The sequence below is a fragment of the Nonomuraea jiangxiensis genome (genome assembly GCF_900099965.1).
In the GTDB taxonomy this organism is placed as follows: domain Bacteria; phylum Actinomycetota; class Actinomycetes; order Streptosporangiales; family Streptosporangiaceae; genus Nonomuraea; species Nonomuraea jiangxiensis.
In genome coordinates this window covers 152,487-174,488 of sequence record NZ_FNDJ01000016.1, presented here as the reverse complement: position 1 = coordinate 174,488, position 22,002 = coordinate 152,487, and the positions used below count along the sequence as shown (strand labels likewise).

Sequence of the window (22,002 nt, the reverse complement as noted above, 5' to 3'; positions counted from 1 at the left end):
AGGGGTTCACCAGTCGGGGTGCTCCCTGAGCCGGTCCGGCGGCAGGTGTGGCACCGTGGCCTCGCCGCACTCCGGCAGCCCCACGACCAGCAGCCCGTCCTCCTCGCCCTCCCGCAGCCCCGCCGCCGCCGAGTGGCCCGCGAAGCGACGCGGCTCGATGTTGTAGAACCCGCCGGAGCCGTAGTCGATGCGGATGCTCTCCAGCGCCGGTCGCGCCCTGGCCAGCCACGCCCCCATCGGCACCCCCAGGTCGGTCGGCACGGTAGGCGTGTGGGCGTTCCCGGCCACGACCAGCGCGGGCTCGGCACCCGCCGCCAGCACCCGCCGCGCCATCGCGGCGTCCCGCTCCGACCAGTCCGCGGTGAACGTCCACCCGTCGAACAACGTGACCGACACCCCGGTGAACGCCCTGAGCACCGCCAGGTGCCCCGCTGTGACCCGCCCGTCGCCCAGCCACCACAAGGGATGATCGAGCCCGGACCCGTCGGCGAGGTAGCGGTCGAGGTGCGGTCGCAGGTCGTGCGGCCACTCCAGGGCCAGGTTGGTCAGCCCGAGCTCGCGCATGAGCCACTGGATGACGAGCGGATTCTCCCTGACCCCGCGTATCTCGCCGAGCAGCAACAGCCCGGCCTTCTCAAGCGACCGCCGGGCCCTGTCGAGGGCCGTCGCCTCCACGGGCAGCACGTATCCATCCGTTCTGAACTCGCCGACGGCCCGTGACAGCTCGTCCATGGTCTCGACACCAGGCATGCCTCCAGACTCTGCGCCCCGGTCCCCGCGCGCAACACTCGCACCGCGGGTCGGGCGGGACGTTCCCGCTTCGTAAGATCGGTACGGCATGGGCCGGTGTTGGATCGGGGCATGCGCGTTCTCCTCACCGGATCGGCAGGCTTCATCGGCAGTCACGTCATGGAGGCGCTCGACCACGACGTGGTCACCGCCGACCTGCGGACGGGCGTGGACGTTCGCGACCCCGCGACCCTGGACCGCCTCCTGCCGGGCGTCGACGCCGTCGTGCACCAGGCCGCCAAGGTCGGCCTCGGCGTGAACGTGGCCGACCTGCCCGCCTACGCCTCGGTCAACGTGTACGGCACCGCGACCCTGCTGGCCGCCATGGCCCGGCACGGCGTCGGCCGCCTGGTGCTGGCCTCCTCCATGGTCGTCTACGGCGAGGGCGCCTACGACTGCCCGCGCCACGGCCGCGTACGCCCGGGTCCGAGGCGGGCCGACGACCTGGCGAAGGGGGTGTTCGACCCGCGATGCCCGCGCTGCGACGACGTCCTCGCCCCCGCGGTCATCGACGAGGACGCCCCGCTCGACCCCCGCAACGCCTATGCCACCACCAAGCTGGCCCAGGAACACCTGGCGGCGAACTGGGCCAGGGAAACCTCCGGCACCGCCGTGGCCCTGCGCTACCACAACGTCTACGGCCCCGGGATGCCACGGGACACGCCCTACGCCGGGGTGGCCTCCATCTTCCTGTCCTCCCTGCTGGCGGGCCGGGCGCCGCGGGTGTTCGAGGACGGTGCCCAGCGGCGGGACTTCGTTCACGTACGGGACGTGGCCAGGGCCAACCTCCTCGCGCTCGGGGCGGGGACGGCGGGGGCTCTGGTGGCGTACAACATCGCCAGCGGCACCCCGCGTACGGTCGGGGACCTGGCGGCGGCCCTGGCGACGTGGACCGGCGGACCGCGGCCGGTGACGACGGGCGACTACCGGCTGGGAGACGTCCGCCACATCGTCGCCTCCCCGGCCAGGGCGGCCAGGGAGCTGGGCTTCACGGCGCGGATCCGCTTCGAGGACGGCATCAAGGAGATCGTGGCCGGGTGAGCTGGTGGGTGGTGCACCGAGCCGAAGCCGGGAGCGCTGTCACGGGTCCGTAAGGATTGCGCGGGCCGGCCGGCCCTAGCGTCTGACGGGTGATCGATGTCGTGTTGCCCTGCCTGAACGAGGCTGAGGCGCTGCCCTGGGTGCTGGAGCGGATGCCGGACGGTTACCGCCCCATCGTGGTCGACAACGGCTCCACCGACGGCTCCGATCGGGTGGCCGCCGCTCACGGGGCGCTCGTCGTGCGGGAGCCCCGGCGCGGCTTCGGCGCCGCCTGCCACGCCGGGCTCCTGGCCGCCGGCCGGTCGGCGGAGCCCGTGGACGGCGCCGCGGAGGTCATCTGTTTCATGGACGCCGACGCCTCCCTCGACCCACGTCAGCTCCCGCTCGTCGCCGAGCCCGTGGTGGCGGGGGAGTCGGATCTGGTGCTGGGGCGGCGGGTGGCCGCGGAGCGCGGGGCCTGGCCGCTGCACGCGCGGCTGGGGAACGCCGTACTGGCCCGGAGGTTGCGGCGCGGCGCCGGGGTCGCGGTGCGGGATCTGGGGCCGATGCGGGCCTGCCGCCGTACCGCGCTGGTCGGCCTGGAGCTGGCGGACCGGCGGTTCGGCTATCCGCTGGAGATGGTGCTGCGGGCCGCCGCCGCGGGATGGCGCGTCACCGAGGTCGACGTCCGCTATCTCCCGCGGGCCGGGCGGTCCAAGGTCACGGGCACGGTACGCGGTACGTTGCGGGCCGTCGCCGACATGCGGGCCGTGCTGGCCGAGCACGGTCAGGGGCAGCGTACGACCATCCCGGCGTAGGACAGGTTGCCGCCGAAGCCGAAGAGCAGCATCGGCGCCCCGGACGGCACCTTGCCCTGCTCCAGCAGCTTCGACAGGGCCAGCGGCACGCTCGCGGCCGAGGTGTTCCCCGACTCCTCGACGTCACGCGCGATGATCGCGTTGACCGCCCCCAGCCTGGCGGTGACGGGCTCGATGATGCGCAGGTTCGCCTGGTGCAGCACCACCGCGGCCAGCTCCTCGGGGGTGACGCCGCCGCGCTCGCACGCCTGGCGGGCGATCTGCGGGAGCTGGGTGGTGGCCCAGCGGTAGACGGTCTGCCCGTCCTGGGAGAAGAGGGTCGGGGTGCCCTCGATGCGTACGGCCGAGCCCAGCTCCGGTGCCGAACCCCACACCACAGGACCGATCTCCGCCTCGGGTGCCGCGCTGATCACGGCCGCCCCGGCGCCGTCGCCGGTCAGCACGCACGTGGTCCGGTCGGTCCAGTCGGTGACCGCCGTCATCTTGTCCGCGCCCACGACCAGCGCGTTCGTGGCCGCATCGGCCCGGATCGCGTGGTCGGCCAGGGCGAGGGCGTGGGTGAAGCCGGAGCACGAGACACCGACGTCCGTCAGCGCGGCGCTCGGCACGCCGAGCCGGGCCGCGACCCGGGAGGCGACGTTGGGGGCGCGCTCGGTCTGCGTGCAGGTGGCGATCAGCACGAGGTCGATGTCGGACGGCCGCAGGCCGCTGTTGGCCAGCGCCTTGGCGGCCGCTGCCCCGGCCAGGTCGGCGACGCTCTCGTCGGGCTCGGCCACATGCCTGGTACGGATCCCGACCCGCCTGGTGATCCACTCGTCGCTGGTGTCCACCATTTGCTCTAGATCATCGTTCGTCAGGATTTTCGCGGGTTGATAGTGGCCCGTGGCGACAAGCCGTGATCCGTTCATGGCGACGCACTATAGCAACCGAACGTTCGGACGCTAATGTGACCTCATGCCCGTCCCCACGACCTCACACCGTCTCAGCGGATCCCCTGGCGCGGCCGGAGACCGCCGGGGCGTCGGGATGGCCGGATGAGCCCGCGCAGATCTGCCGCCGAGGCGCGCGACACCCGTTCGGCGATTCTCGACCGCTCTGTCGCCATCGCCTCCACCGAGGGCCTCGAAGGGCTGACCATCGGCCGCCTGGCCACCGAGCTGGGCATGAGCAAGTCGGGCGTGCTCGGCCACTTCGGCTCGAAGGAGGCGCTGCAACTCGCCGTGCTGGACCGCGCGGGCGAGATCTTCCGCGCCGAGGTGTGGACGCCCGTCGTCTCCGTCACGCCCGGTCTGGCCAGGCTGCGGGCGGTGTGCGAGACGTGGATCTCCTACCTGGAACGTGCGGTCTTCCCCGGAGGGTGCTTCTTCGTGGCCGCGGCGCACGAGTTCGACGGCCGGCCGGGGCCGGTGCGGGATGCGGTCGAGGGCCGCTTCGACGCCTGGCGCGGGCGGCTGCTCAAGGAGACGCGGCGCGCCGTGGAGGCCGGTGACCTGCCTGCGGGCACGGATCCCGGCCAGCTCGTGTTCGAGCTGATGGGGCTGCTCATGGCGCTGAACCACACTCTCCAGCTCCACCACGACCCGAACGCGGCCGGCCACGCCCGCCGCGCCGTCCGGACCCGTCTCGCCGCCCACCCACCGGCGGCACGGCCTCAGCCGGCGATGAAGTAGACGCTGGCCAGTACCAGATATCCCACCAGCAGCACGCCGCCCCGCACCCGGCTCGACGACCCCCGTCCCAGCACCAGCGCCGGAAGCGCCACCGCGATCGCCAGGCTGATGATCTCGACGGGCTCGAAGGCCATCGGCAACGGAGCGAAGGTCGCCGACAGCAGGGCCACCACCGGCAGGACGAAGACCGCCACCTGCGCCGAAGAACTCAGCGAGATCTCCAATGCCAGATCCCGGTTCCCGCGCGCCGCGACCACCACCGCACCGCCGTGCTCGGCCGCGTTGCCCACCAACGCCACGACCACCGCCGAGGTGAAGAACAACCCGAGCCCGCTCGCCGACGCGAACGCCTCGATCGTGTCGGTCACCACATGCGTCACCACGACGGTCGCGGCCGTCGCCAGCACCAGATAGGCCAATCCCTTGCGCAACGACCACTCGGGCTGCACGGCCCCGGCGGCCTCACGGTTCTTCCGCTGTTCCACCATGGCCGCCCGCACCGACCGAGCCGTCAGCGCGACGTACAGCACCAGCAAGATCGCACACAACGGCAGGTCGAACCACGACGACTGCTGTCCGCTCTGCCGCCACCCGTAGTGGACGGCCATCCCGGTGAACAGCACGACCGCCAGGCCCACCTGTCCGAGCGCCCCGATCACCGAGGACCGGCTCACCCGCCCCCGCGGGGCGAACACCATGGAAGTGCCCAGCACCAAGAGCAGATTGCTCACCACCGACCCCACCAAGGACGCCCGCACCACCGTGAACAACCCGCCCGCCACCGCGAACAACGACACCATCAGTTCCGGCGCGTTCCCCATGGTGGCGTTGAGCAGACCCCCGACCACGGGACCGGTGTGCTCGCTCAACCGCTCCGTGGCCTCCCCGATCACGAACGCCAGCGGGATCAGCGCCAGAGCCCCCACCACGAACTGGGCACTGGCCCAACCACCCGCCTCCGCGGTAACGATGTCCACCAGCACCAGCAAAAGAGCCACGCCGAGCAGGATGTTGACCGTCCTGCTCCGGCTCGCGGCCACCACGAGCGTGGATGCATCGTTCGACATCGAGATCCTTTCGAGGGAGCAGACCAGGCCGACATGGGCCGACCATGGGTTTATCAAGGGTCTCAAGCGCCTTACGGTGCATTGACACCGGGTTTGCCGGGCAAATCCGACAGGGCCCCGTAGCCCTCTTTCGCACCAGCTTGCGAGCCGTACATCGACGCGGCCTGTCTGTGTCCACCCTGATCAGAGAGCGCGGCCCGGCTGGGGGGCTTTACCGTCGCGACTCCGGCTTGAGGATCCGCCGCGAGGCATGGCGCATCCGTGCTGCCGCCGACCGCTCGGCGCTTCGGCTCAGCACTTTCGGCGCGTTCTCTGGCGGTCGGTTCACGCGGCCGTGTTCACGCGTGCGCCATCGACGCCAGACCACGTCACGAAGTCTCATGAAGGGGGCGATGTGCCGCTTTATCGTGATCCGCGCATCGGCGGGACATGACCTGTCACGCGCCGTTCGCTGGGGCGCGGGCGTGCCCGCCCGGAGCCGGGGATCGCCGTCGGCCGGGGCGTCAGCTCGCGGAGAGCCGGTCGAACAGCGCTACGGCGGCTTCGCGTACCTCTCGCGGCGTGACTCCGTCGAGCGTCTTCCTGGCGTCGCCGATGTCACGGGTGGTGGCAAGCGTGATGGCCACCGAGGAGGCGGCGGCATGGTCGATCGATCCCGTGGGTGCGGCGTCGGCCAGCTCCTGAGCGCTGGCGGCGAGGTCGAGGTTGTCTCTCATGGATCTCCTCGGGTGAAAACGGCTCGGCCCATTGCATCATTTGGCGTCGTGTCGCATCCACCATTCGGTGAATTCCTGGCATCGCCCGTCGGATGCGAACCGGATAACCCACAGGTTACTGTACGTTTTGTCAGGGTATGTCGTGACCCCCTGGATGACGCTCGCGTCGTCCGTCATGGTCACCGGATGCCACTCGAACGTGGCCTCACCAGGCTTGTCCTGCCGTTGCAGCCACTTGGCGACGATGTCGTCCCGTCCCCGCCAGGGCTGGCTGTAGGGCTCGGTGTAGTACGTGGCCCCCTCGGTGAACAGGGCGGCGATCTCGTCGGGATCGTTGGAGTTCCATGCTCGTACGTAACCGTCGATCCAGGGGCCCGGCTCCACCATGGCTATCCTCTCAACGGGTCGTGGCCCACGATCATGAGCTCGCGCCGGGACTCGTCCCACAGCAGGTCGGTGGCGAAGCCCTCGGTCATATCGCCCGTGTACCCCTCATGCCTCCCGTTACGCACGGCCGTCGCCGTGCCCCGCTCGCGGACCCGTGGAGGCGGCTCGTGAGCGTGCGGCGTTCGCGGGGTCAGGCCGTTCCGTCGGCGAGTTTGGTGATGGTGTCGGCGATGCGGCGCTGCCGGGTCTCGGGCTTCTTGGCTCCCTCCACCAGCAGGACGAGCCGGGACTTGCGCGAATAGGACAGGCTCTCGAAGAATGCCCTGGCCTCGGGGGCGCCTTCGAGTGCCGCCGCCAGGTCCGCGGGCACGGCGACCTCCCGGGGGGCGGTGTCGAGCTCGACGGACACCTCCACCTCGTCCCCGGCCGCCACCCCGGCTCCCTGGCGGTTCTCGGCGCTCAGGGGCAGCATGAAGCGGCCGCCCATGATCGCCACCGTGCTGCGGTAGGTGTGGCCGTTGATCGTGACCGTCACGGCGGGCCGCTTGCCGGTCCCCAGGCCCGTGACGACCTCGGCCGGGACCTCCAAGCCGGTGGCCGTCTTGCCGCCGAGCTCGATCGTCGTGCGGAATCTCATCGGAAGAATCCCTCCAGTACGGGGGCCAGAGCGGCGGGTTTGACGATGTGGGTCTGGCCTGCGAGCGTCCGGTACTCGGCGTTGGGCAGCAGGCCGGCCAGCGATTCGGCGGCGTTGCGGATCCAGGCCTGGCTCTTGCCCCCGTCCATGACGAGCGTCGGGACCTTCACCGAGGCCCAGTGCGCGGCGGGATAGGGCTCACCCCGCTCGTACGGGGCCACGAACGCCACGTCGTACGGCAACGTATGCGCCACGGCCTTGAGCTTCGGCCAGGCCGGCATGAGCCGCATCATGCCCACCACGAACCCCGGCAGCCCCACCCCGGTCCGGAAGAAGTAGCGGATCGCGTCGGCCCGCCGGTCGGTGGCCACCAGCTCGTCCAGCCGCCGTACGTAGTCGTCGGGGATGGCGGGCCGGGTGCCGTCCACGATGAACGGCGGCTCGTACAGCGCCAGCCGCTCGACCGGCACCCCGCTGTCCACGGCCGCCAGCGCCAGGGCGGCACCCGACGACGTGCCGTACACGTGGGCCCTGCCCGCCTCGGCCACGAGTGCGGCCAGGTCTTCGATCTCGCGCTCCGGCGCGAACGGTGCCGTGTCGCCGCTTTCGCCCCGCCCGCGCCGGTCGTAGGTGTAGACCGTGAAACGCCCGGCCAGCGCCGTGGCCAGGCCGGTGTTGATGCCCTGCGCGCGGTGGCTGAGCGCGCCGTCCACCAGGATGACCGCCGGGCCCTGGCCTGTGCGGGTGTAGGCGATGGGGGTGCCGTCCGCAGAAATGATCTTGCTCATGTCGCCTCCGTTCAGGGTCGAGGCTATTGGCCGACAAAAAAAATTGTCAACCTGGGAGGGTTGGACTTGGCGGCTCCGGGCCCGGTGGTCCTACGGTCCAGTGGGCTCCCCGGCCGGCGGGTTCAGGCTTTCCGGTGGGTCGTCGGCCTCCCGGCGGACCCCGTCAGGAGGCCGCCCGCACCAGAAAATCGCCGGATTTCTCATTTCTTTTGGGAATCGACGTACTCAGGGCGGCCCTACCGCGCTCAGTCACGGTAGGAGCCGACTCGCTGTGGGGGACACGGGCGGCTCCGGCAACTTGCCGCGAAGGAGGGGACGGCACGTGCCGTGGGTCGGGGCGGGCGGTCTGCCAGCCGCTCGCCCCCGCCCCGCGGCACGTGCCGGTGGCAAGCAGGGCCGACGAGGGCTACGTTCGCGGGCGGGCCGGCCCGGTGCTGCCGCGGGGGGTGAGCGCGGCGGCCTGGTCCTCGAAGGGAGGCACGCTCTCGCCGGAGATCAGGGCCAGCAGGCGTTGCGCGGCATGGGCCCCGTAGGCCGGGATGTCGCGGGTGAGCGCCGTGAGCGGCGGCCGTACGACCTGGGACAGCGGGGAGTCGTCCCAGGCCACGATGGACAGGTCGGCCGGCACCTCGACCCGCATCTCCTGCGCCACCGACAGCCCCGCCACGGCCATGATGTCGTTGTCGTAGACGATCGCCGTGGGCCGGTCGGGCGAGCTGAGCAGCCGCCGGGTGGCCCGGGCGCCCTCCTCGCCGGTGTAGTCGGTGTGCACGGTGACGTGCTCGGCCAGGCCCGCGCACGCCTCGGCGAACGCCTGGTCGCGCAGGGCCGTGTGGACCAGCTCGGGCAGGCCGGCCACCCGGGCGATGCGGGTGTGGCCGAGTGCCACCAGGTAGCTCACGGTCTCGCGGACGGCCTGGCCGTCGTCGGACCAGACGGCCGACAGCGTGCCCGACTCCGAGGGATGGCCGATGACCACGACCGGCATGCCGAGTCGCTCCAGCTCGGCGACCCGGGTGTCGGAGTAGTGCAGGTCCACCAGGAAGACGCCGTCGATCCGGCTCTCGCCCCACCAGTGCCGGTAGACCTCGCTCTCCTGCTGGTGGCTGGTGACGACCTGGAGCAGCAGCCCGTAGGAGCGGTCGGCGAGCACCCCCTCGATGCCGCTGATCAGCTCCATGAAGAACGGCTCGACCCCCAGGATGCGGGCGGGCCGGCAGAGCGCGAGCCCGACGCAGTTCGCCCGGGCGCCGTTGAGTGCCCGGGCCGCGCTGTTGGGCCGCCAGCCGATCTCCTCGGCGATGGCGACGATCCTGGCCCGCGTCGCCGCCGACACACCCGGCTGCCCGTTGAGCGCGTAGGAGACCGCCACCTTGGACACTCCCGCCCGGGTGGCGATGTCGGCGATCGTGGGTCGCTTCACGGACTCCCCTCCTGAACCGGATAACCCTCCATACTGTAGGCCACCCCGGCTGACCCGCGAGGTCCCCCTCGGGTTACGGTATTAACCGCTTAAGCCGCATGCCACGGCCTGCTCTCGTCCGTCTCCTTGGCGCCCTGGGCCACGCGCAGCGCGTAGGTGGGCCGCTCGGCTCCCGGCACCGGGCCGAGGTAGGTGTGCCCGGTCAGGTGGCACCACGCGGGCAGGTCCACCGGCGCCGCGGGGTCGGTGGCGATGAGGTGGATCTCCGCGCCGGGCCCGGCGGCGCGTACGTGACCGCGCAGTTCGATGAGCAACTGCACGCAGAGCTTGTCGCCGCCGTCCACTACCAGATCAGGCATAGGTACAAGGAAACCACCTTCCCGGCGGGGATCGTGCCGCAATGGCGGGCCACCCTGAGGGGGAAACGGCACACCGGCGAAGTCAGGGCACGCGAGGCGGGGGAGCAGGTCAGGAGATGCCGGGTGGGGAGGTGGAGTCGCGGATCACCAGCTGGCACGGCATCTTGTGCACCCCGGGGGTCGCCCTGCCGTCGATGGCGGCGAACAGGTGCTGCGCCGCGGTCCTGCCGAGCAGCTCCAGGTTCATGTCCACGGTCGTGAGCGCCGGCCTGGTCTCCGTGGACAGCACCTCCCAGTTGTCGTAACCGACCACCGCGATGTCGTCGGGCACCCGCCGCCCGCGCTCCCTGGCCGCCTCCACGAACCCGGCCGCGATCTGGTCGCTGCCGCAGAACACCGCGTCGATCTCCGGCTCGGCCATCAGCAGAATCTCCGCCGCGTGCCGCCCCCACCGCTGCGACCACACGCCCGACAGCGTCTGCCCGGCCTGCTCCAGCCCGGCCGCCGCGAGCGCCTGGCGCAGCCCCTCCTCGCGGTCGCGCGCCGCCTTGTAGTGCCCGGGGCCCGTAACGTGCGCGATCCTGCGGCGGCCCAGGGCCAGCAGGTGGTTGACGGCCATGGTCGCCGCGCCCACGTCGTCGGGCACGAACGACACGTCGTCCGGGTCCTCCGAGGGGCCGTAGGCGTACACGACGGGGATGGGCAGGTCCTTGCTCACCGACGGGCGCGGGTTGGTGCTCTCGCCCACCACGATCAGCCCGTCCACCCGGCGCGACAGCAGCGCCCGCAGGTGGTGCTGCTCCCTGATCGCGTCGCCGCGGGCGTCGCAGAGCAGCACGGCCATCTCGCCCGCGCCGAACGCGTCCTCCGCGCCGAGCAGCACCGGAATGCCGAACCGGCCGACGCTGTCGGAGGTCAGCAGCCCCACTGTCCGGGTCTGCCCCGAGATCAGCCCTCTGGCCAGGGCGTTCGGCTGGAAGGAGAGCTCCGCCGCGGCAGCGAGCACGCGCTCGCGCGTCGCCGCTCGTACGTCCTGGCGCCCGTTGAGCGCCTTGGACGCCGTGGCGATCGATACCCCCGCCAGCGAGGCCACATCACTGATGGTCGCCCGCTTACTCGCCATGTTTCGAAACCCTTTTCGGTCACAGGTGAACTCATAGAACCCTAGCACCCATTGACATGGACTCTTGTTTCTTCTACGTTTCCGAAAACCTTTAAGTCCAGGAGCACATCATGAGACGAAGGCTGGCCGGGATCTCCCTTCTCGGTGTGTTAACGCTCACAGCAGCGGCCTGCGGCAGCGCCGGCGGTGGCGGCGGCAGCGCGCAGCCGTCGGACGGTCCCGTCACCATCACCATGTGGACCCGAGCAGCCACCCAGGCGCAAAGCGAGCGGCTGGTACAGGCCTACAACAGCAGTCACAAGAACCAGGTCAAACTCACCGTCATCCCGACGGACAACTACCAGCCGCGCATCGCCGCCGCGGCCGGTGCCAAGCAGCTCCCCGACGTGTTCGCGGCCGACGTCATCTTCGTCCCGAACTACACCTCGCAGGGCCTGTTCCTGGACGTCACCGACAAGATCGCGGCGCTGCCGTACAAGGACAAGCTCGCACCCTCGCACATGAAGCTCGGCACGCTCGACGGCCGGCAGTACACCCTCCCGCACACGCTCGACCTGTCGGTCTGGTTCTGGAACAAGGACCTGTACGAGAAGGCCGGCCTGGACCCGGAGCAGGGGCCGAAGACGCTCAAGGAGTTCGCCGAGCAGGCCACCACGATCCAGGAGAAGCTCGGCAAGGACGGCAAGGTGCACGGCACCTTCTTCGGCGGCAACTGCGGCGGCTGCTACGTCTTCACCTTCTGGCCCTCGGTCTGGGCCGCCGGCGCGCAGGTCATGAACCCCGAGGGCACCACCTCACTCAACGACCAGGCCGCGATGACCGACGTCTTCAAGATCTACCGCGGCCTGTACGAGAACAAGGTCACCGGCCCCACCACCAAGGAGGAGCAGGGTCCGACCTGGACCGGCTTCTTCCCCAAGGGCGAGATCGGCGTCATGCCGATGCCCTCCACCACGCTCGGCCTGATGCCGGCCGAGATGAAGATCGGCGTCACCCCGATCGCCGGGCCGGACGGCGGCGAGTCGACGTTCGTGGGCGGCGACTCCGTCGGCATCTCCGCCACCACCCAGCACTCGGACGCGGCCTGGGACTTCCTGTCCTGGACGGTCTCCGACGAGGCCCAGGTGGAGGTCATGGCCAAGAACAAGGACGTGCTCGCGCGTACCGACCTGGCCGCCAACAAGTACTCCGCCGAGGACCCGCGCGTGGTGATGATCAACTCTCTGGTCGCCAAGGGCCAGACCCCGTTCGCGCTGCGCTTCGGCCAGACCTTCAACGACCCGCAGGGCCCCTGGCTGCGGCTGGCCCGCGAGGCCGTCTTCGGTGACGCCGCGAAGGTTCCGCAGCTCAACGCCGAGATCACGAAGTCGCTGCAACAATGACCTTGACGATCACGCGATCCGGGCGGCGGCCGGCTCACACGCCGCCGCCCGCCCGGTGGCGGAGCAGGAAGGTCCAGGGCTGGCTGTACGCGGCCCCGACGGCCGTCATCGTGGGCGTGCTGTTCCTCGCGCCTCTGGTGCTGGTCGTCTGGATGTCCCTCAACCGCTGGCCGCTGCTCGGCCCGGCCACCTTCAACGCCCCGGCCAACTATCTCAAGATCGCTGACAATCCGCTCTTCATCGACGCGGTCCTGTTCACGCTCAAGTACACCGCCATCACCACCGTTCTGCTGTCGGCCGTGGCGCTCGGCCTGGCCCTGCTGGTGCAGGACCGCCGCCCCGGCATCGGCTTCTTCAGGACCGCGTTCTTCCTGCCGGGAGCGGTCGGCTTCGCCGCCGCCGGGCTGCTGTTCTACGGGATGCTGAACAACGACTTCGGCCCCATCGACCCCATGCTCCAGGCGCTGGGCATCACCGACGAGCCGGTCAAGTGGATCGGCACGCCCAACATGGCGCTGTTCTCCACGATCACGCTGGTCATCTGGCGCTTCGCCGGGTTCAACATGCTCATCCTGCTGACGGGCCTGCAGGCGATCCCGGCCGAGGTCTACGAGGCCGCCAAGAGCGACGGCGCGAACCGCTGGCAGATCTTCACCAGGATCACGATGCCGCTGCTGCGCCCGACGATGGCGCTGATGCTGATCCTCAGCGTCACGGGCTCGCTGCTGGCCTTCGACCAGTTCTTCGTCTTCACCAACGGCGGCCCGGACAACAGCACGGTGTCCATGGTCATGGTCGTCTACCGGGACGCGTTCTTCCGCTTCGACCTCGGTGGCGCGGCGGCCCTGTCGGTGGTGCTGCTCGCTGCCCTCATCGGGCTGAACGCGCTGATGATGCGGAGGCTGCGGTGACCCGCTATGTGACGTTGTCCGCTCTCGCGGTGCTCTTCCTGTTCCCGCTGGTGTGGAGCGGCTACGCCTCGCTGGAGGAGCCGTCGAACTACCTGGAGATGGCTCGATTCGGCGAGGGCGTCGGCACGTACGCGACCAACAGCGTGCTGGTGTCGGTGATGACCGTGGCCGGCACGCTGGCGGTCTCGGCGCTCGGCGGCTACGGCTTCGCCCGCTTCGACTTCCCCGGCAAGAACCTGCTGTTCCTGGCCACGCTGGCGATCCTGATGGTGCCGTACGCGACGATCCTGATCCCGCTCTACGTGCTGCTGGGCTACCTCGGCCTGCAGAACTCGCTGGTCGGGCTGGCGCTGGTGTTCGTGATGTTCCAGCTGCCGTTCGCGCTGTTCATGATGCGCAACGCGTTCGAGGCGCTGCCGCGCGAGCTGGAGGAGGCCGCGCTGGTGGACGGGTGCGGCACGTTCCGGGCCTTCACCAGGATCCTGCTGCGCGCCGTGCGGCCCGCGCTGATCACGGTGGGGCTGTTCGCCTTCCTGGCCTCGTGGAACGACTTCTTCGCGCCGCTCATCCTGCTCAACGATGGCTCCTCGTTCACGTTGCCGGTGGCGGTGGTGAACATGACGCAGCAGACGTTCGGCGCGATCGACTACGGCATGTTGCAGTCCGGCGTCATGGTCATGGCGATTCCCTGTCTCATCCTCTTCATCGTGTTGCAGCGCCACTACGTGCGCGGATTCATGTCAGGAGCTCTGCGTGGCTAATCCTGTCCTGCCCTCATCGGGCGTTCTGTCGCCCCTCGGCCTCGACGCCGTAAGCGTTTCCCCCGGCTTCTGGGGTGACCGGATCGCGCTCAACCGCGAGGTCACCATCGCTCACTGTCAGGAATGGGAGGAACGCGTCGGCTGGATCCCCAACTTCCGGGGTGAGCGCCCCCGCAGGGGCCGGGAGTTCAGCGACTCCGAGACGTACAAGCTGCTGGAAGCCATGGCCTGGGCCGACCATCCCGCGCTGCCCGCACTGGCCGAGACCGTGGCCCAGGCCCAGGAGGGTGACGGGTACATCAACACCCGCTGGTCCGGCAGCCGCTACACCGACCTGGAGTGGGGCCACGAGCTGTACTGCTACGGCCACCTCATCCAGGCCGGGGTCGCCCGGCTGCGCATGCACGGCGAGGACCGGCTCACGCAGGTCGCCGTCAGGGCCGCCGACCACGTGTGCCGCCGCTTCATGGAGGGCACCCAGACCTGCGGCCATCCGGTGATCGAGATGGCGCTGGTCGAGCTCTACCGCGTGACCGGGACCGAGCGTTACCTGGAGATGGCCCGCCGCTTCGTCGATCGGCGCGGGCTGCCCGCCCTCGCCGACATCCCCTTCGGCCGCGCCTACTACCAGGACGACCTGCCGGTCCGGCAGGCACAGGTGTTCCGCGGGCACGCGGTGCGGGCGCTCTACCTGGCCTCCGGCGTGGTGGACGTGGCCGTCGAGACCGGCGACGAGGGGTTGCTCAAGGCGGTCGAGGCGCAGTGGGAACGGACGGTCGCCCGCCGTACGCACCTGACGGGCGGCATGGGGTCGAGGCACATCGACGAGTCGTTCGGCGAGGACTACGAGCTGCCGCCGGACCGCGCGTACAACGAGACCTGCGCGAGCATCGCCTCGATCATGCTGGCGCACCGGCTGCTGCTGGCCACGGGTGACGCCCGCTACGCCGACCTGGCGGAGCGGACCATGTACAACATGCTCGCCACGGGAGTGGCGCTGGACGGCCGGTCGTTCTTCTACGCCAACCCGTTGCAGGTGCGGGTGCCCGCCGAGCCGCTCGAAGGCGTCAACCACGCCGCCGAGGGCGGGCTGCGCTCCCCCTGGTTCGACGTGTCCTGCTGCCCGCACAACATCGCCCGCACGCTGGCCTCGCTGCCCGCCTACGTCGCGACGTCCTCGGCCGACGGGATCCAGATCCACCACCACACGCCGTCGGAGATCCGGCACGGCGACCTCGCGGTGCGGGTGGAGACCGGCTACCCGTGGACGGGCTCGGTGACCGTCCGGGTGCTGGCGGACGGCGCGGGCCGGATCGGGCTGCGCGTGCCCGGCTGGGCCACGGACGCCACGCTGGCGCACGTCCCCGCCTCCTCCCCGCAGGCCCCGCTGCCCGAGGGCCCGGTCATCCGGCCGGTCAGCCCCGGGTACGCCTACGTCGACGGGCCGTGGCGGGTCGGCGACGAGATCCGGCTGGAGCTGCCCATGGCGCCGCGCTGGACGTTCCCCGACCGGCGCATCGACGCGCTGCGCGGAAGCGCGGCGGTGGAGCGCGGGCCGCTGGTCTACTGCGCGGAGTCGGTGGCCGACGAGCCGCCGCTCGGCGACCTGACCGCGCGGGTGTCCCCGCCCGCCGAGCACCACGTGGACGGCGTCGTCGAGCTGGAGGTCGAGGCCACGCTCGGCGCCGGGGACGGCGGCTGGCCGTACACGTCCGCGGCCGGTGGCCCGTCCGGCGGCTCCGCCGGAGGTGGTGACGTCCGGCTGCGGCTCATCCCCTATCACCGGTGGGGGAACCGCGGCCCCGCGACCATGCGGGTCTGGCTGCCGATCTAGCGCCTGGTCCTGTTAACGCTCACACCCGGTGACCGCCCCCGGTGCGCGGGGGCGGGCACCGGGTGGGTCAGGACGCGGTGCAGGTGTAGGAGCCGGCGGTGGCGGTGTTGCCGTTGGGGCGGCCGGCCTGGAAGCCGAAGCTGGTCGAGCCACCCGGGCCGAGGTTGCCGTTGTAACCCAGGCTGCGGGCCGTGACGGTCTGCCCGCTGACGGTCAGCGTGGCGTTCCACGAGCCGGTCACGGTGTGCCCGCTCGGCAGCGTGAACGTCACCGTCCACCCGGAGACGGCCGAGGTGCCGCTGTTGGTGACGGTGACGGGCTGGACGACGTAGCCGTTGCTCCACTGGGTCTGCACGGTGCCGGCGGCCGTGCAGCCGCCGCCCCCGCTGCCCCCGGGACTGGTGGTGAACGTGGTGGTGGGGGAGTTGCCGGACAGGTTGTTCGCGCCGTCGCGGGCCCGCACGTAGACCTGGTACTGGGTGGCGGGGCTCAGCCCGGTGAGCGTGATGGAGTTGGTCGTGCTCTGGCCGAGCAGCGGGTCGTTGGCGCCCTGTTCGCGGTAGACGTTGTAGCCCGCCAGGCCGGACCCGCCGGAGTCGGTGGAGGCCGACCAGGTCAGCCTGGCGCCGCTGGAGGTGACGTCGGCGGCCGACGGGGTGCCGGGGGTGGTGGGCGCGGTGGTGTCGTCGCCTCCGCCGCCGCCGAAGAACGTGGCCTCGCGCGAGGTCGTGCCGATGCCGTTGGCGCCGTTGAAGATGCGCTGCCCCCAGGAGGTGAGGCTGGCGGCGTTGAAGTTGGTCACCATGTCGAGGTATTCGACGCCGCCGCCGTTGCCGCTCCACGACCAGCCGATGTAGCCGAGGCCACGCGACTGGGCCTGCGCCATGATCGTGTCCTCGTCGGGGTTGCCGTCGGAGTGGTCGTGCCCGAACTCGCCGATCACCAGCGGCAGCCCGGCCGTCTGGAACGCGCTGAGGTAGGCGGTGATCTCGGCGGCCGTGTCGAAGACGCCGTACATGTGGATCGAGAAGACGGTGTTGCGCTGCGGGTCGGAGTTGAAGACCGCCTGGGCGTTGTCACGCATGGTGAACTGCCAGTCCTGGCCCCAGTTGGGCGCGTCCACCATCAGCAGGTGCTGGAAGCCGAGGCTGCGCATCCGGCTGATCGCGCTCGTGGTGGCGCTGGTCCACGACGCGGCGTTGTTGTTGCCGATGGGCTCGTTGCCGATGTTGATGACGATGAAGTCCTCGGTGCCGGTGAGCGCGCTCCTGACGCTGTTCCAGTAGGTGACCGCCTGGTCGAGCGTGTACGCGCCGCTCTGCTCGCCGTACCCGGTGGTGTCGTGGTTTTCGAGGACGCATATTAACCGGTTCGTTCTACAGAGCGAGACGATGTTGGCCACGTCCGAGGCGCTGTTGGCCGGCCATCTGCCGCCGCTGAGCACCACGCGGACCGTGTTGGCGCGCAGCGCCTTGATGGCGGCGAAGGAGCTCGTCTGGGTGGGGAACCAGGTGTGGGCGTGGCTCACACCGCGGATGACGAACGCGTTCCCGTTGGCTTCCATGATTCTGGTGCCGCTGACCCGGAGTCCGACCGCGGCGTGCGCGGGGGCCGGGACGATGAGCATCGAGACGAGGAGCGACAGGAACGCCGCCGCCACGAGCCCGAGTCGCTTGCGCATGGGAGTGCCCTTCTTCGGAGGTTAACCGGTTATGTACACCGGATGGGCTTCCCTGTACAGCGCGGGTGAAAGTTTCAGGACCGGAGCGCGGGCAGGCCGGCGGCCACCGCGCTGAGCAGGCGGATCATGGTGGGCATCATCTCGGGGCAGGCGGCGGCGATGGCGGGGTCCTGGGCGTAGAGCTCGGCGAGCGCCGGTGAGGGGTGGGTGACGGGATAGAGCATCCCGGCCAGGCCGGTCGCCGCCGAGACGAGCTCCACGGCCTCGCCCTCCGTCAGATCCGTGACGTGCGAGACCAGCGTGCCCACCTCGGCGATCACGCCCAGGACGGCCTGCTTGAACGTGCGTGCCGCCGGGACCGACACGTTGTGTTCGAGGCTGGTCGTGGTGTGGCTCATCAGGTCACACAGCAGTGTGCGGGCGGTCAGCGTCTCGGCCAGCGCCGCCACCACCTCGTCCGCTCCCGCGCAGTCGCGCAGCCGGTCGCCGATGGCTTCTCCCCACTCCCGCCACTCGTCGGCGGCCAGGATGAGGTAGATCTCCTCGCGGGTGCCGAAATAGCGCATGATGTTGGACTTTGCCAGTCCGACCGCCTCCGCGACGGCTCCCAGACTGACGTTGCGCACGCCGGAGGCAAGGGCGAGTTCGCGTGCGGCGCCGAGAATCGCCTCGCGCCGCTGTTGCTTGTGCTCCGGCCGCCTGGCCCGGACGAATGCCGACCGCGTCATGTCGCTCCAGCATACTGGCGCAGCCTAAGAGAACAAAGGTCTCTTGTTAAGTGAACGCCGTTCTGTTAGCTTCGCCTCAACCAATCGGACTCCGACGGGAGGATCGCGTGACCGAGATACGGATGCGGGTGAACGGCGTCGTTCACTCCCTCGACGTCGAGCCGTGGGTCAGCCTGCTCGACGCGCTGCGCGAACGGCTCGGGCTGACCGGTCCCAAGAAGGGCTGCGACCAGGGCGCCTGCGGCGCGTGCACGGTGCTCGCCGACGGCGTGCGGATCAACGCCTGCCTGGCCCTGGCCGTGCAGTACGCGGACAAGGAGATCACCACGATCGAGGGCCTCGCGCAGGGTGGGGAGCTGCACCCGGTGCAGCAGGCGTTCATCCGCCACGACGGGTTCCAGTGCGGCTACTGCACCTCGGGCCAGATCTGCTCGGCGGTCGCGATGCTGGCCGAGCACGCCGCGGGCATGCCCAGCGTCGTGAGCGGATCCGCGGCGCGGGCCGAGCTGACCGACGCGGAGATCAGGGAGCGCATGAGCGGCAACCTGTGCCGCTGCGGCGCCTACAACGGCATCCTCGACGCCATCAGGGAGGTGGCGACGCCATGAGGCCGTCCGCCCACGTCAGAGAGGTGGCCGGGGCATGAGGCCGTTCGATTACGTCAAGCCCGCCGATGTCGCGGCGGCCGTGCGGGCGGTCGCCACCGCGCCGGGCGCCAAGTTCATCGGCGGCGGCACCAACCTGGTGGACCTGATGCGCGAGGGCATCGAGACCCCGGACACCGTCGTCGACCTCGGCGGGCTGCCGCTCGACGGGGTGGAGGAGCTGCCGGACGGCGGGCTGCGGATCGGCGCGCTGGTGCGCAACAGCGCGCTCGCCGCCGACCAGCGCGTCCGCGGCCGCTATCCGATGCTGTCGCAGGCGATCCTCTCCGGCGCCTCCGCCCAGCTCCGCAACATGGCCACGGTCGGCGGCAACCTGCTGCAGCGCACCCGCTGCCCCTACTTCTACGACCAGGCCGCCGCCTGCAACAAGCGCGCGCCGGGCAGCGGCTGTGACGCGCTCGACGGGTTCAACCGCGGCCACGCCGTCCTGGGGGTGAGCGAGCAGTGCATCGCCACCCATCCCTCCGACATGTGCGTGGCCCTGGCCGCGCTGGACGCCGTGGTCGAGGTGGAGAGCGTGCGCGGCACCCGGCGCATCCCGGTGGCCGACCTCCACCGGCTTCCGGGCGCCACCCCGGACGTGGAGTTCGAGCTGGCCGCCGACCAGTTGATCACGGCGGTCGAGCTGCCGCCGGTGCCGGTCGCGGCCAACTCCCGTTACCGGAAGGTGCGCGACCGGGCGTCGTACGCGTTCGCGCTGGTCTCCGTCGCGGCGGCGCTGGAGGTGCGGGACGGCGCCGTGACGGCGGCGCGGCTGGCGCTGGGCGGCGTGGCGGCCAAGCCGTGGCGGGCCCGTGAGGCTGAGCGGCTCCTGGTCGGCGGCCCGGCGAGCGAGGAGTCCTTCGGCCGCGCGGCCGACGCCGAGCTGGCGGCGGCCACCGTACGGCCAGGGAACGCGTTCAAGGTCGCGCTGGCCCGCGCCACGATCGTGGCCACGCTGCGAGACCTGACCCACGGAGGGAGCACGGCATGACCACGAAACACGCGGAAGTCGAGCAGCGGGCCCCCTACGTCGGCAGGGCCGTGGATCGGCTGGACGGCCCCGCCAAGGTCACCGGCGCGGCCAGGTACGCGGCCGAGCACCCCTACCCGAACCTGGCCCACGCCGCGCTCGTGCACGCGACCGTCGCGCGGGGCCGGATCACGGCCGTGGACACCGCGGCGGCGCTGGCGGTGCGCGGCGTGATCGAGGTCCTCACTCACGAGAACGCACCCGCGATGAAACCCGCGCCCGCGCTCAGCATGCTGAACCCCAGCACGATGGCCAGCGGGACCTCGGTCAACTACCTGGCCACGGACGAGGTGCACTGGAACGGCCAGCCGGTGGCCGTCGTGGTCGCCGAGACCCCGGAGGCCGCCAGGTACGCCGCGAGCCTGGTACGGCTGACGTACCAGGAGTCGCCCGCGGAGGTGGACTTCGCCGCCGCGGAGCCGAACGCCGTCCCGCAGAAGAACAACCCGCTCCAGTCGGCCGGGGCCGACAAGGGCGACGCGAACGCCGCGCTGGCGGCCGCGCCGGTGCGGGTGGACCTGCGCTTCACCACGCCCCCGCACAGCCACAACGCGATCGAGCCGCACGCGACGACCGCCGTGTGGGACGGCGACGACCTGACCGTGCACGAGGGCACCCAGAACATCGCGTGGGTGCGCCAGCACCTCGCCCAGCGCTTCGACGTGCCGGCCCGCCGCGTCCGCGTGCTGTCCCCCTACGTGGGCGGCGCGTTCGGCGGCAAGACCATGATCTGGGCGGGCACGCTGCTCGCCGTGCTGGCCGCGCGGGCGACCGGCCGGCCGGTCCGGCTCGTGCTCACCAGGGAGGGCGTCTTCCACACGGTCGGCGGCCGGACCCCGAGCACGCAGCGGGTGGCGCTGGGCGCGGACGCCGACGGGCGGCTGACCGCGCTGATCCACACCAGCGTGGCCAGGACGGGCCGGGTGGGCGGCGGCCCCGAGCAGATCACCTCCGCCTCGCGGCACCTCTACGCCGCCCCGAACATCCACCTGCGTCAGAACCTCGTCCAGCTCGACCTGGTGGCCAACACCGTCATGCGCGCCCCCGGCGAGTCCATCGGCACCTTCGCCCTGGAGTCGGCCATGGACGAGCTGGCCTGGGAGCTCGGCCTCGATCCGATCGAGCTGCGCATGCGTAACGAGCCCGCGAACAACCCGGTGGACGGCAAGCGGTTCGCGCACCGGATGCTGCGGGAGGCGTACGCGCTGGGGGCCGAGCGGTTCGGCTGGAAGGAGCGGGACCCGCGGCCCGGGGCCATGCGGGACGGGAGGTGGCTGGTCGGCATGGGGGTCGCCACGGCCTACCACCCGGCGTGGCAGTTGCCGGCCAAGGTCGGCGTGCGGCTCACCGCGGACGGCACGGTCGTGGTGCGCTCCTCGCTGCACGAGATGGGCATGGGCGCGGCGACCGCGCAGGCGCAGATCGCCGCCGACACGCTGGGCGTGCCGATGGAGGCCGTCCGGGTGGAGTACGGCGACTCCGACCTGCCGCCGGGGCCCGGGGCGGGCGGCTCGGGGCAGACGGCCAGCGCGGCGGCGGCGCTGCTGGCGGCCTCGCACAAGCTGAAGCGGTCCGTGTTCGCCCTGGCCCGGCACGCGCCGGACTCGCCGTTGCGCGGGCGCCGCCTGGACCGGCTGGAAGCGCGCGACGGCGGGCTGTACGAGGGGTCGGCCGGGGAGACGTACGCGGCGATCCTGACCCGGGCGGGCCGCGACCACCTGGAGGCGGAGGCGGGTCCCGGCATGCTCGGGTTCGCCGCCAAGATGCTGCGCGACCGCCGGAACTGGGTCAAGGCGGCCTCCGGCGCCCAGTTCTGCGAGGTGCGGGTCGACCAGGACACCGGCGAGGTGCGGGTGTCGCGCTGGGTGGGCGTGTTCGACGTGGGCACGGTGATCAACACGAAGACCGTGGCGGCGCAGCTGCGCGGCGGCATCGTGATGGGCCTCGGCCTGGCCCTGTCGGAGGAGACCCTGGTCGACCGGCGCACCGGCCGCGTCGTGAACGCGAGCCTGGCCGAGAACCACGTCCCGGTGCACGCCGACGTGCCCCGCATCGACGTGGACTGGCTCGGTGACCCCGATCCGACCATGCCGCTGGGGCTGCTCGGGGTGGGCGAGGTGAGCATCACGGGCGTCGGGGCGGCCGTGGCCAACGCCGTACGGCACGCCACGGGGCGGCGGATCCTGGACCTCCCCATCACCCTGGACAAACTTCTCTAGGCTGCCCAGGAG

Annotated in this window: 23 protein-coding genes; 10 read left to right on the top strand and 13 right to left on the bottom strand. The window is 71.1% G+C overall.

Going from position 1 to position 22,002, the window contains the following annotated elements; all coding sequences use genetic code 11:
• Nucleotides 1-6: 6 nt before the first annotated feature.
• Complete coding sequence (locus tag BLS95_RS55985; protein ID WP_090940243.1) at nt 7-750, bottom strand: hypothetical protein; 744 nt, start codon at nt 748-750, stop codon at nt 7-9.
• Between the two features lie 111 nt (nt 751-861).
• On the opposite strand from BLS95_RS55985, the gene BLS95_RS32620 reads away from it, so the two are divergent.
• Complete coding sequence (locus BLS95_RS32620; protein ID WP_090940240.1) at nt 862-1,830, top strand: NAD-dependent epimerase/dehydratase family protein; 969 nt, start codon at nt 862-864, stop codon at nt 1,828-1,830.
• 89 nt (nt 1,831-1,919) lie between these two features.
• Entirely contained in the window at nt 1,920-2,627 is a 708-nt protein-coding gene (locus tag BLS95_RS32615) for a glycosyltransferase family 2 protein (protein ID WP_218136089.1), read from the top strand.
• Here BLS95_RS32615 and BLS95_RS32610 read toward each other — a convergent pair.
• Complete coding sequence (locus BLS95_RS32610; RefSeq protein WP_090940237.1) at nt 2,597-3,535, bottom strand: beta-ketoacyl-ACP synthase III; 939 nt, start codon at nt 3,533-3,535, stop codon at nt 2,597-2,599. The two genes, BLS95_RS32615 and BLS95_RS32610, sit on opposite strands and share 31 nt — an antisense overlap.
• A gap of 126 nt (nt 3,536-3,661) precedes the next feature.
• On the opposite strand from BLS95_RS32610, the gene BLS95_RS32605 reads away from it, so the two are divergent.
• The gene (locus BLS95_RS32605) at nt 3,662-4,297 is read left to right on the top strand and encodes a TetR/AcrR family transcriptional regulator (protein ID WP_090940235.1); all 636 of its coding nucleotides are present in this window, start codon (nt 3,662-3,664) and stop codon (nt 4,295-4,297) included.
• On the opposite strand, the gene BLS95_RS32600 is transcribed toward BLS95_RS32605, so the two are convergent.
• The 9 genes from BLS95_RS32600 to BLS95_RS32565 form a co-directional block, all read right to left on the bottom strand.
• Entirely contained in the window at nt 4,279-5,364 is a 1,086-nt protein-coding gene (locus tag BLS95_RS32600) for a calcium:cation antiporter (protein WP_090940232.1), read from the bottom strand. The genes BLS95_RS32605 and BLS95_RS32600 overlap by 19 nt on opposite strands.
• A 503-nt stretch (nt 5,365-5,867) precedes the next feature.
• Entirely contained in the window at nt 5,868-6,080 is a 213-nt protein-coding gene (locus BLS95_RS32595) for a hypothetical protein (RefSeq protein ID WP_090940229.1), read from the bottom strand.
• A gap of 36 nt (nt 6,081-6,116) precedes the next feature.
• On the bottom strand, nt 6,117-6,467 hold the full coding sequence (locus tag BLS95_RS32590; protein WP_090940226.1) for a nuclear transport factor 2 family protein: 351 nt from the start codon (nt 6,465-6,467) through the stop codon (nt 6,117-6,119).
• 2 nt (nt 6,468-6,469) lie between these two features.
• On the bottom strand, nt 6,470-6,592 hold the full coding sequence (locus tag BLS95_RS59175; RefSeq protein ID WP_281250054.1) for a hypothetical protein: 123 nt from the start codon (nt 6,590-6,592) through the stop codon (nt 6,470-6,472).
• 65 nt (nt 6,593-6,657) lie between these two features.
• The gene (locus BLS95_RS32585; RefSeq protein ID WP_090940223.1) at nt 6,658-7,104 is read right to left on the bottom strand and encodes a YdeI/OmpD-associated family protein; all 447 of its coding nucleotides are present in this window, start codon (nt 7,102-7,104) and stop codon (nt 6,658-6,660) included.
• Nucleotides 7,101-7,892: an alpha/beta fold hydrolase gene (locus BLS95_RS32580; RefSeq protein WP_090940220.1), complete on the bottom strand. Its 792-nt coding sequence runs from the start codon at nt 7,890-7,892 to the stop codon at nt 7,101-7,103. Before BLS95_RS32580 ends, BLS95_RS32585 begins: the two co-directional genes overlap by 4 nt.
• Nucleotides 7,893-8,298: 406 nt before the next feature.
• Entirely contained in the window at nt 8,299-9,315 is a 1,017-nt protein-coding gene (locus BLS95_RS32575; protein ID WP_090940217.1) for a LacI family DNA-binding transcriptional regulator, read from the bottom strand.
• Between the two features lie 89 nt (nt 9,316-9,404).
• Nucleotides 9,405-9,674, bottom strand: a complete 270-nt coding sequence (locus BLS95_RS32570) for a sulfurtransferase TusA family protein (protein WP_090940213.1) — start codon at nt 9,672-9,674, stop codon at nt 9,405-9,407.
• Nucleotides 9,675-9,783: 109 nt separating this feature from the next.
• Nucleotides 9,784-10,797, bottom strand: a complete 1,014-nt coding sequence (locus tag BLS95_RS32565) for a LacI family DNA-binding transcriptional regulator (protein WP_090940210.1) — start codon at nt 10,795-10,797, stop codon at nt 9,784-9,786.
• Nucleotides 10,798-10,907: 110 nt separating this feature from the next.
• On the opposite strand from BLS95_RS32565, the gene BLS95_RS32560 reads away from it, so the two are divergent.
• Genes BLS95_RS32560 through BLS95_RS32545 form a run of 4 tightly spaced genes read left to right on the top strand, consistent with a single transcriptional unit; the run spans nt 10,908 to nt 15,685 of the window.
• Nucleotides 10,908-12,179 carry an ABC transporter substrate-binding protein gene (locus tag BLS95_RS32560; RefSeq protein ID WP_090940209.1) on the top strand — a complete coding sequence of 424 codons (1,272 nt, stop codon included), beginning with the start codon at nt 10,908-10,910 and terminating at the stop codon, nt 12,177-12,179.
• Entirely contained in the window at nt 12,176-13,090 is a 915-nt protein-coding gene (locus tag BLS95_RS32555) for a carbohydrate ABC transporter permease (protein WP_090940206.1), read from the top strand. The genes BLS95_RS32560 and BLS95_RS32555 overlap by 4 nt, the downstream gene beginning before the upstream one ends.
• Nucleotides 13,087-13,851: a carbohydrate ABC transporter permease gene (locus tag BLS95_RS32550; protein ID WP_090940203.1), complete on the top strand. Its 765-nt coding sequence runs from the start codon at nt 13,087-13,089 to the stop codon at nt 13,849-13,851. The genes BLS95_RS32555 and BLS95_RS32550 overlap by 4 nt, the downstream gene beginning before the upstream one ends.
• Entirely contained in the window at nt 13,844-15,685 is a 1,842-nt protein-coding gene (locus BLS95_RS32545) for a glycoside hydrolase family 127 protein (RefSeq protein ID WP_090940201.1), read from the top strand. The genes BLS95_RS32550 and BLS95_RS32545 overlap by 8 nt, the downstream gene beginning before the upstream one ends.
• A gap of 67 nt (nt 15,686-15,752) precedes the next feature.
• Here BLS95_RS32545 and BLS95_RS32540 read toward each other — a convergent pair whose 3' ends face one another.
• Together BLS95_RS32540 and BLS95_RS32535 are read right to left on the bottom strand one after the other, a co-directional pair.
• Nucleotides 15,753-17,366, bottom strand: a complete 1,614-nt coding sequence (locus BLS95_RS32540; RefSeq protein WP_090940198.1) for a cellulase family glycosylhydrolase — start codon at nt 17,364-17,366, stop codon at nt 15,753-15,755.
• Nucleotides 17,367-17,440: 74 nt separating this feature from the next.
• On the bottom strand, nt 17,441-18,094 hold the full coding sequence (locus tag BLS95_RS32535; protein ID WP_090940195.1) for a TetR/AcrR family transcriptional regulator: 654 nt from the start codon (nt 18,092-18,094) through the stop codon (nt 17,441-17,443).
• A gap of 122 nt (nt 18,095-18,216) precedes the next feature.
• Between BLS95_RS32535 and BLS95_RS32530 the strand changes: the two genes are divergently transcribed.
• Genes BLS95_RS32530 through BLS95_RS32520 form a run of 3 tightly spaced genes read left to right on the top strand, consistent with a single transcriptional unit; the run spans nt 18,217 to nt 21,990 of the window.
• Nucleotides 18,217-18,702 (top strand): (2Fe-2S)-binding protein, encoded by a 486-nt coding sequence (locus BLS95_RS32530; protein ID WP_218136099.1) that lies wholly within the window; start codon nt 18,217-18,219, stop codon nt 18,700-18,702.
• 34 nt (nt 18,703-18,736) lie between these two features.
• Nucleotides 18,737-19,732, top strand: coding sequence for an FAD binding domain-containing protein (locus tag BLS95_RS32525; RefSeq protein WP_090940189.1), 996 nt, complete (start codon nt 18,737-18,739; stop codon nt 19,730-19,732).
• Nucleotides 19,729-21,990 (top strand): xanthine dehydrogenase family protein molybdopterin-binding subunit, encoded by a 2,262-nt coding sequence (locus BLS95_RS32520; protein WP_090940186.1) that lies wholly within the window; start codon nt 19,729-19,731, stop codon nt 21,988-21,990. Before BLS95_RS32525 ends, BLS95_RS32520 begins: the two co-directional genes overlap by 4 nt.
• Nucleotides 21,991-22,002: the final 12 nt, after the last annotated feature.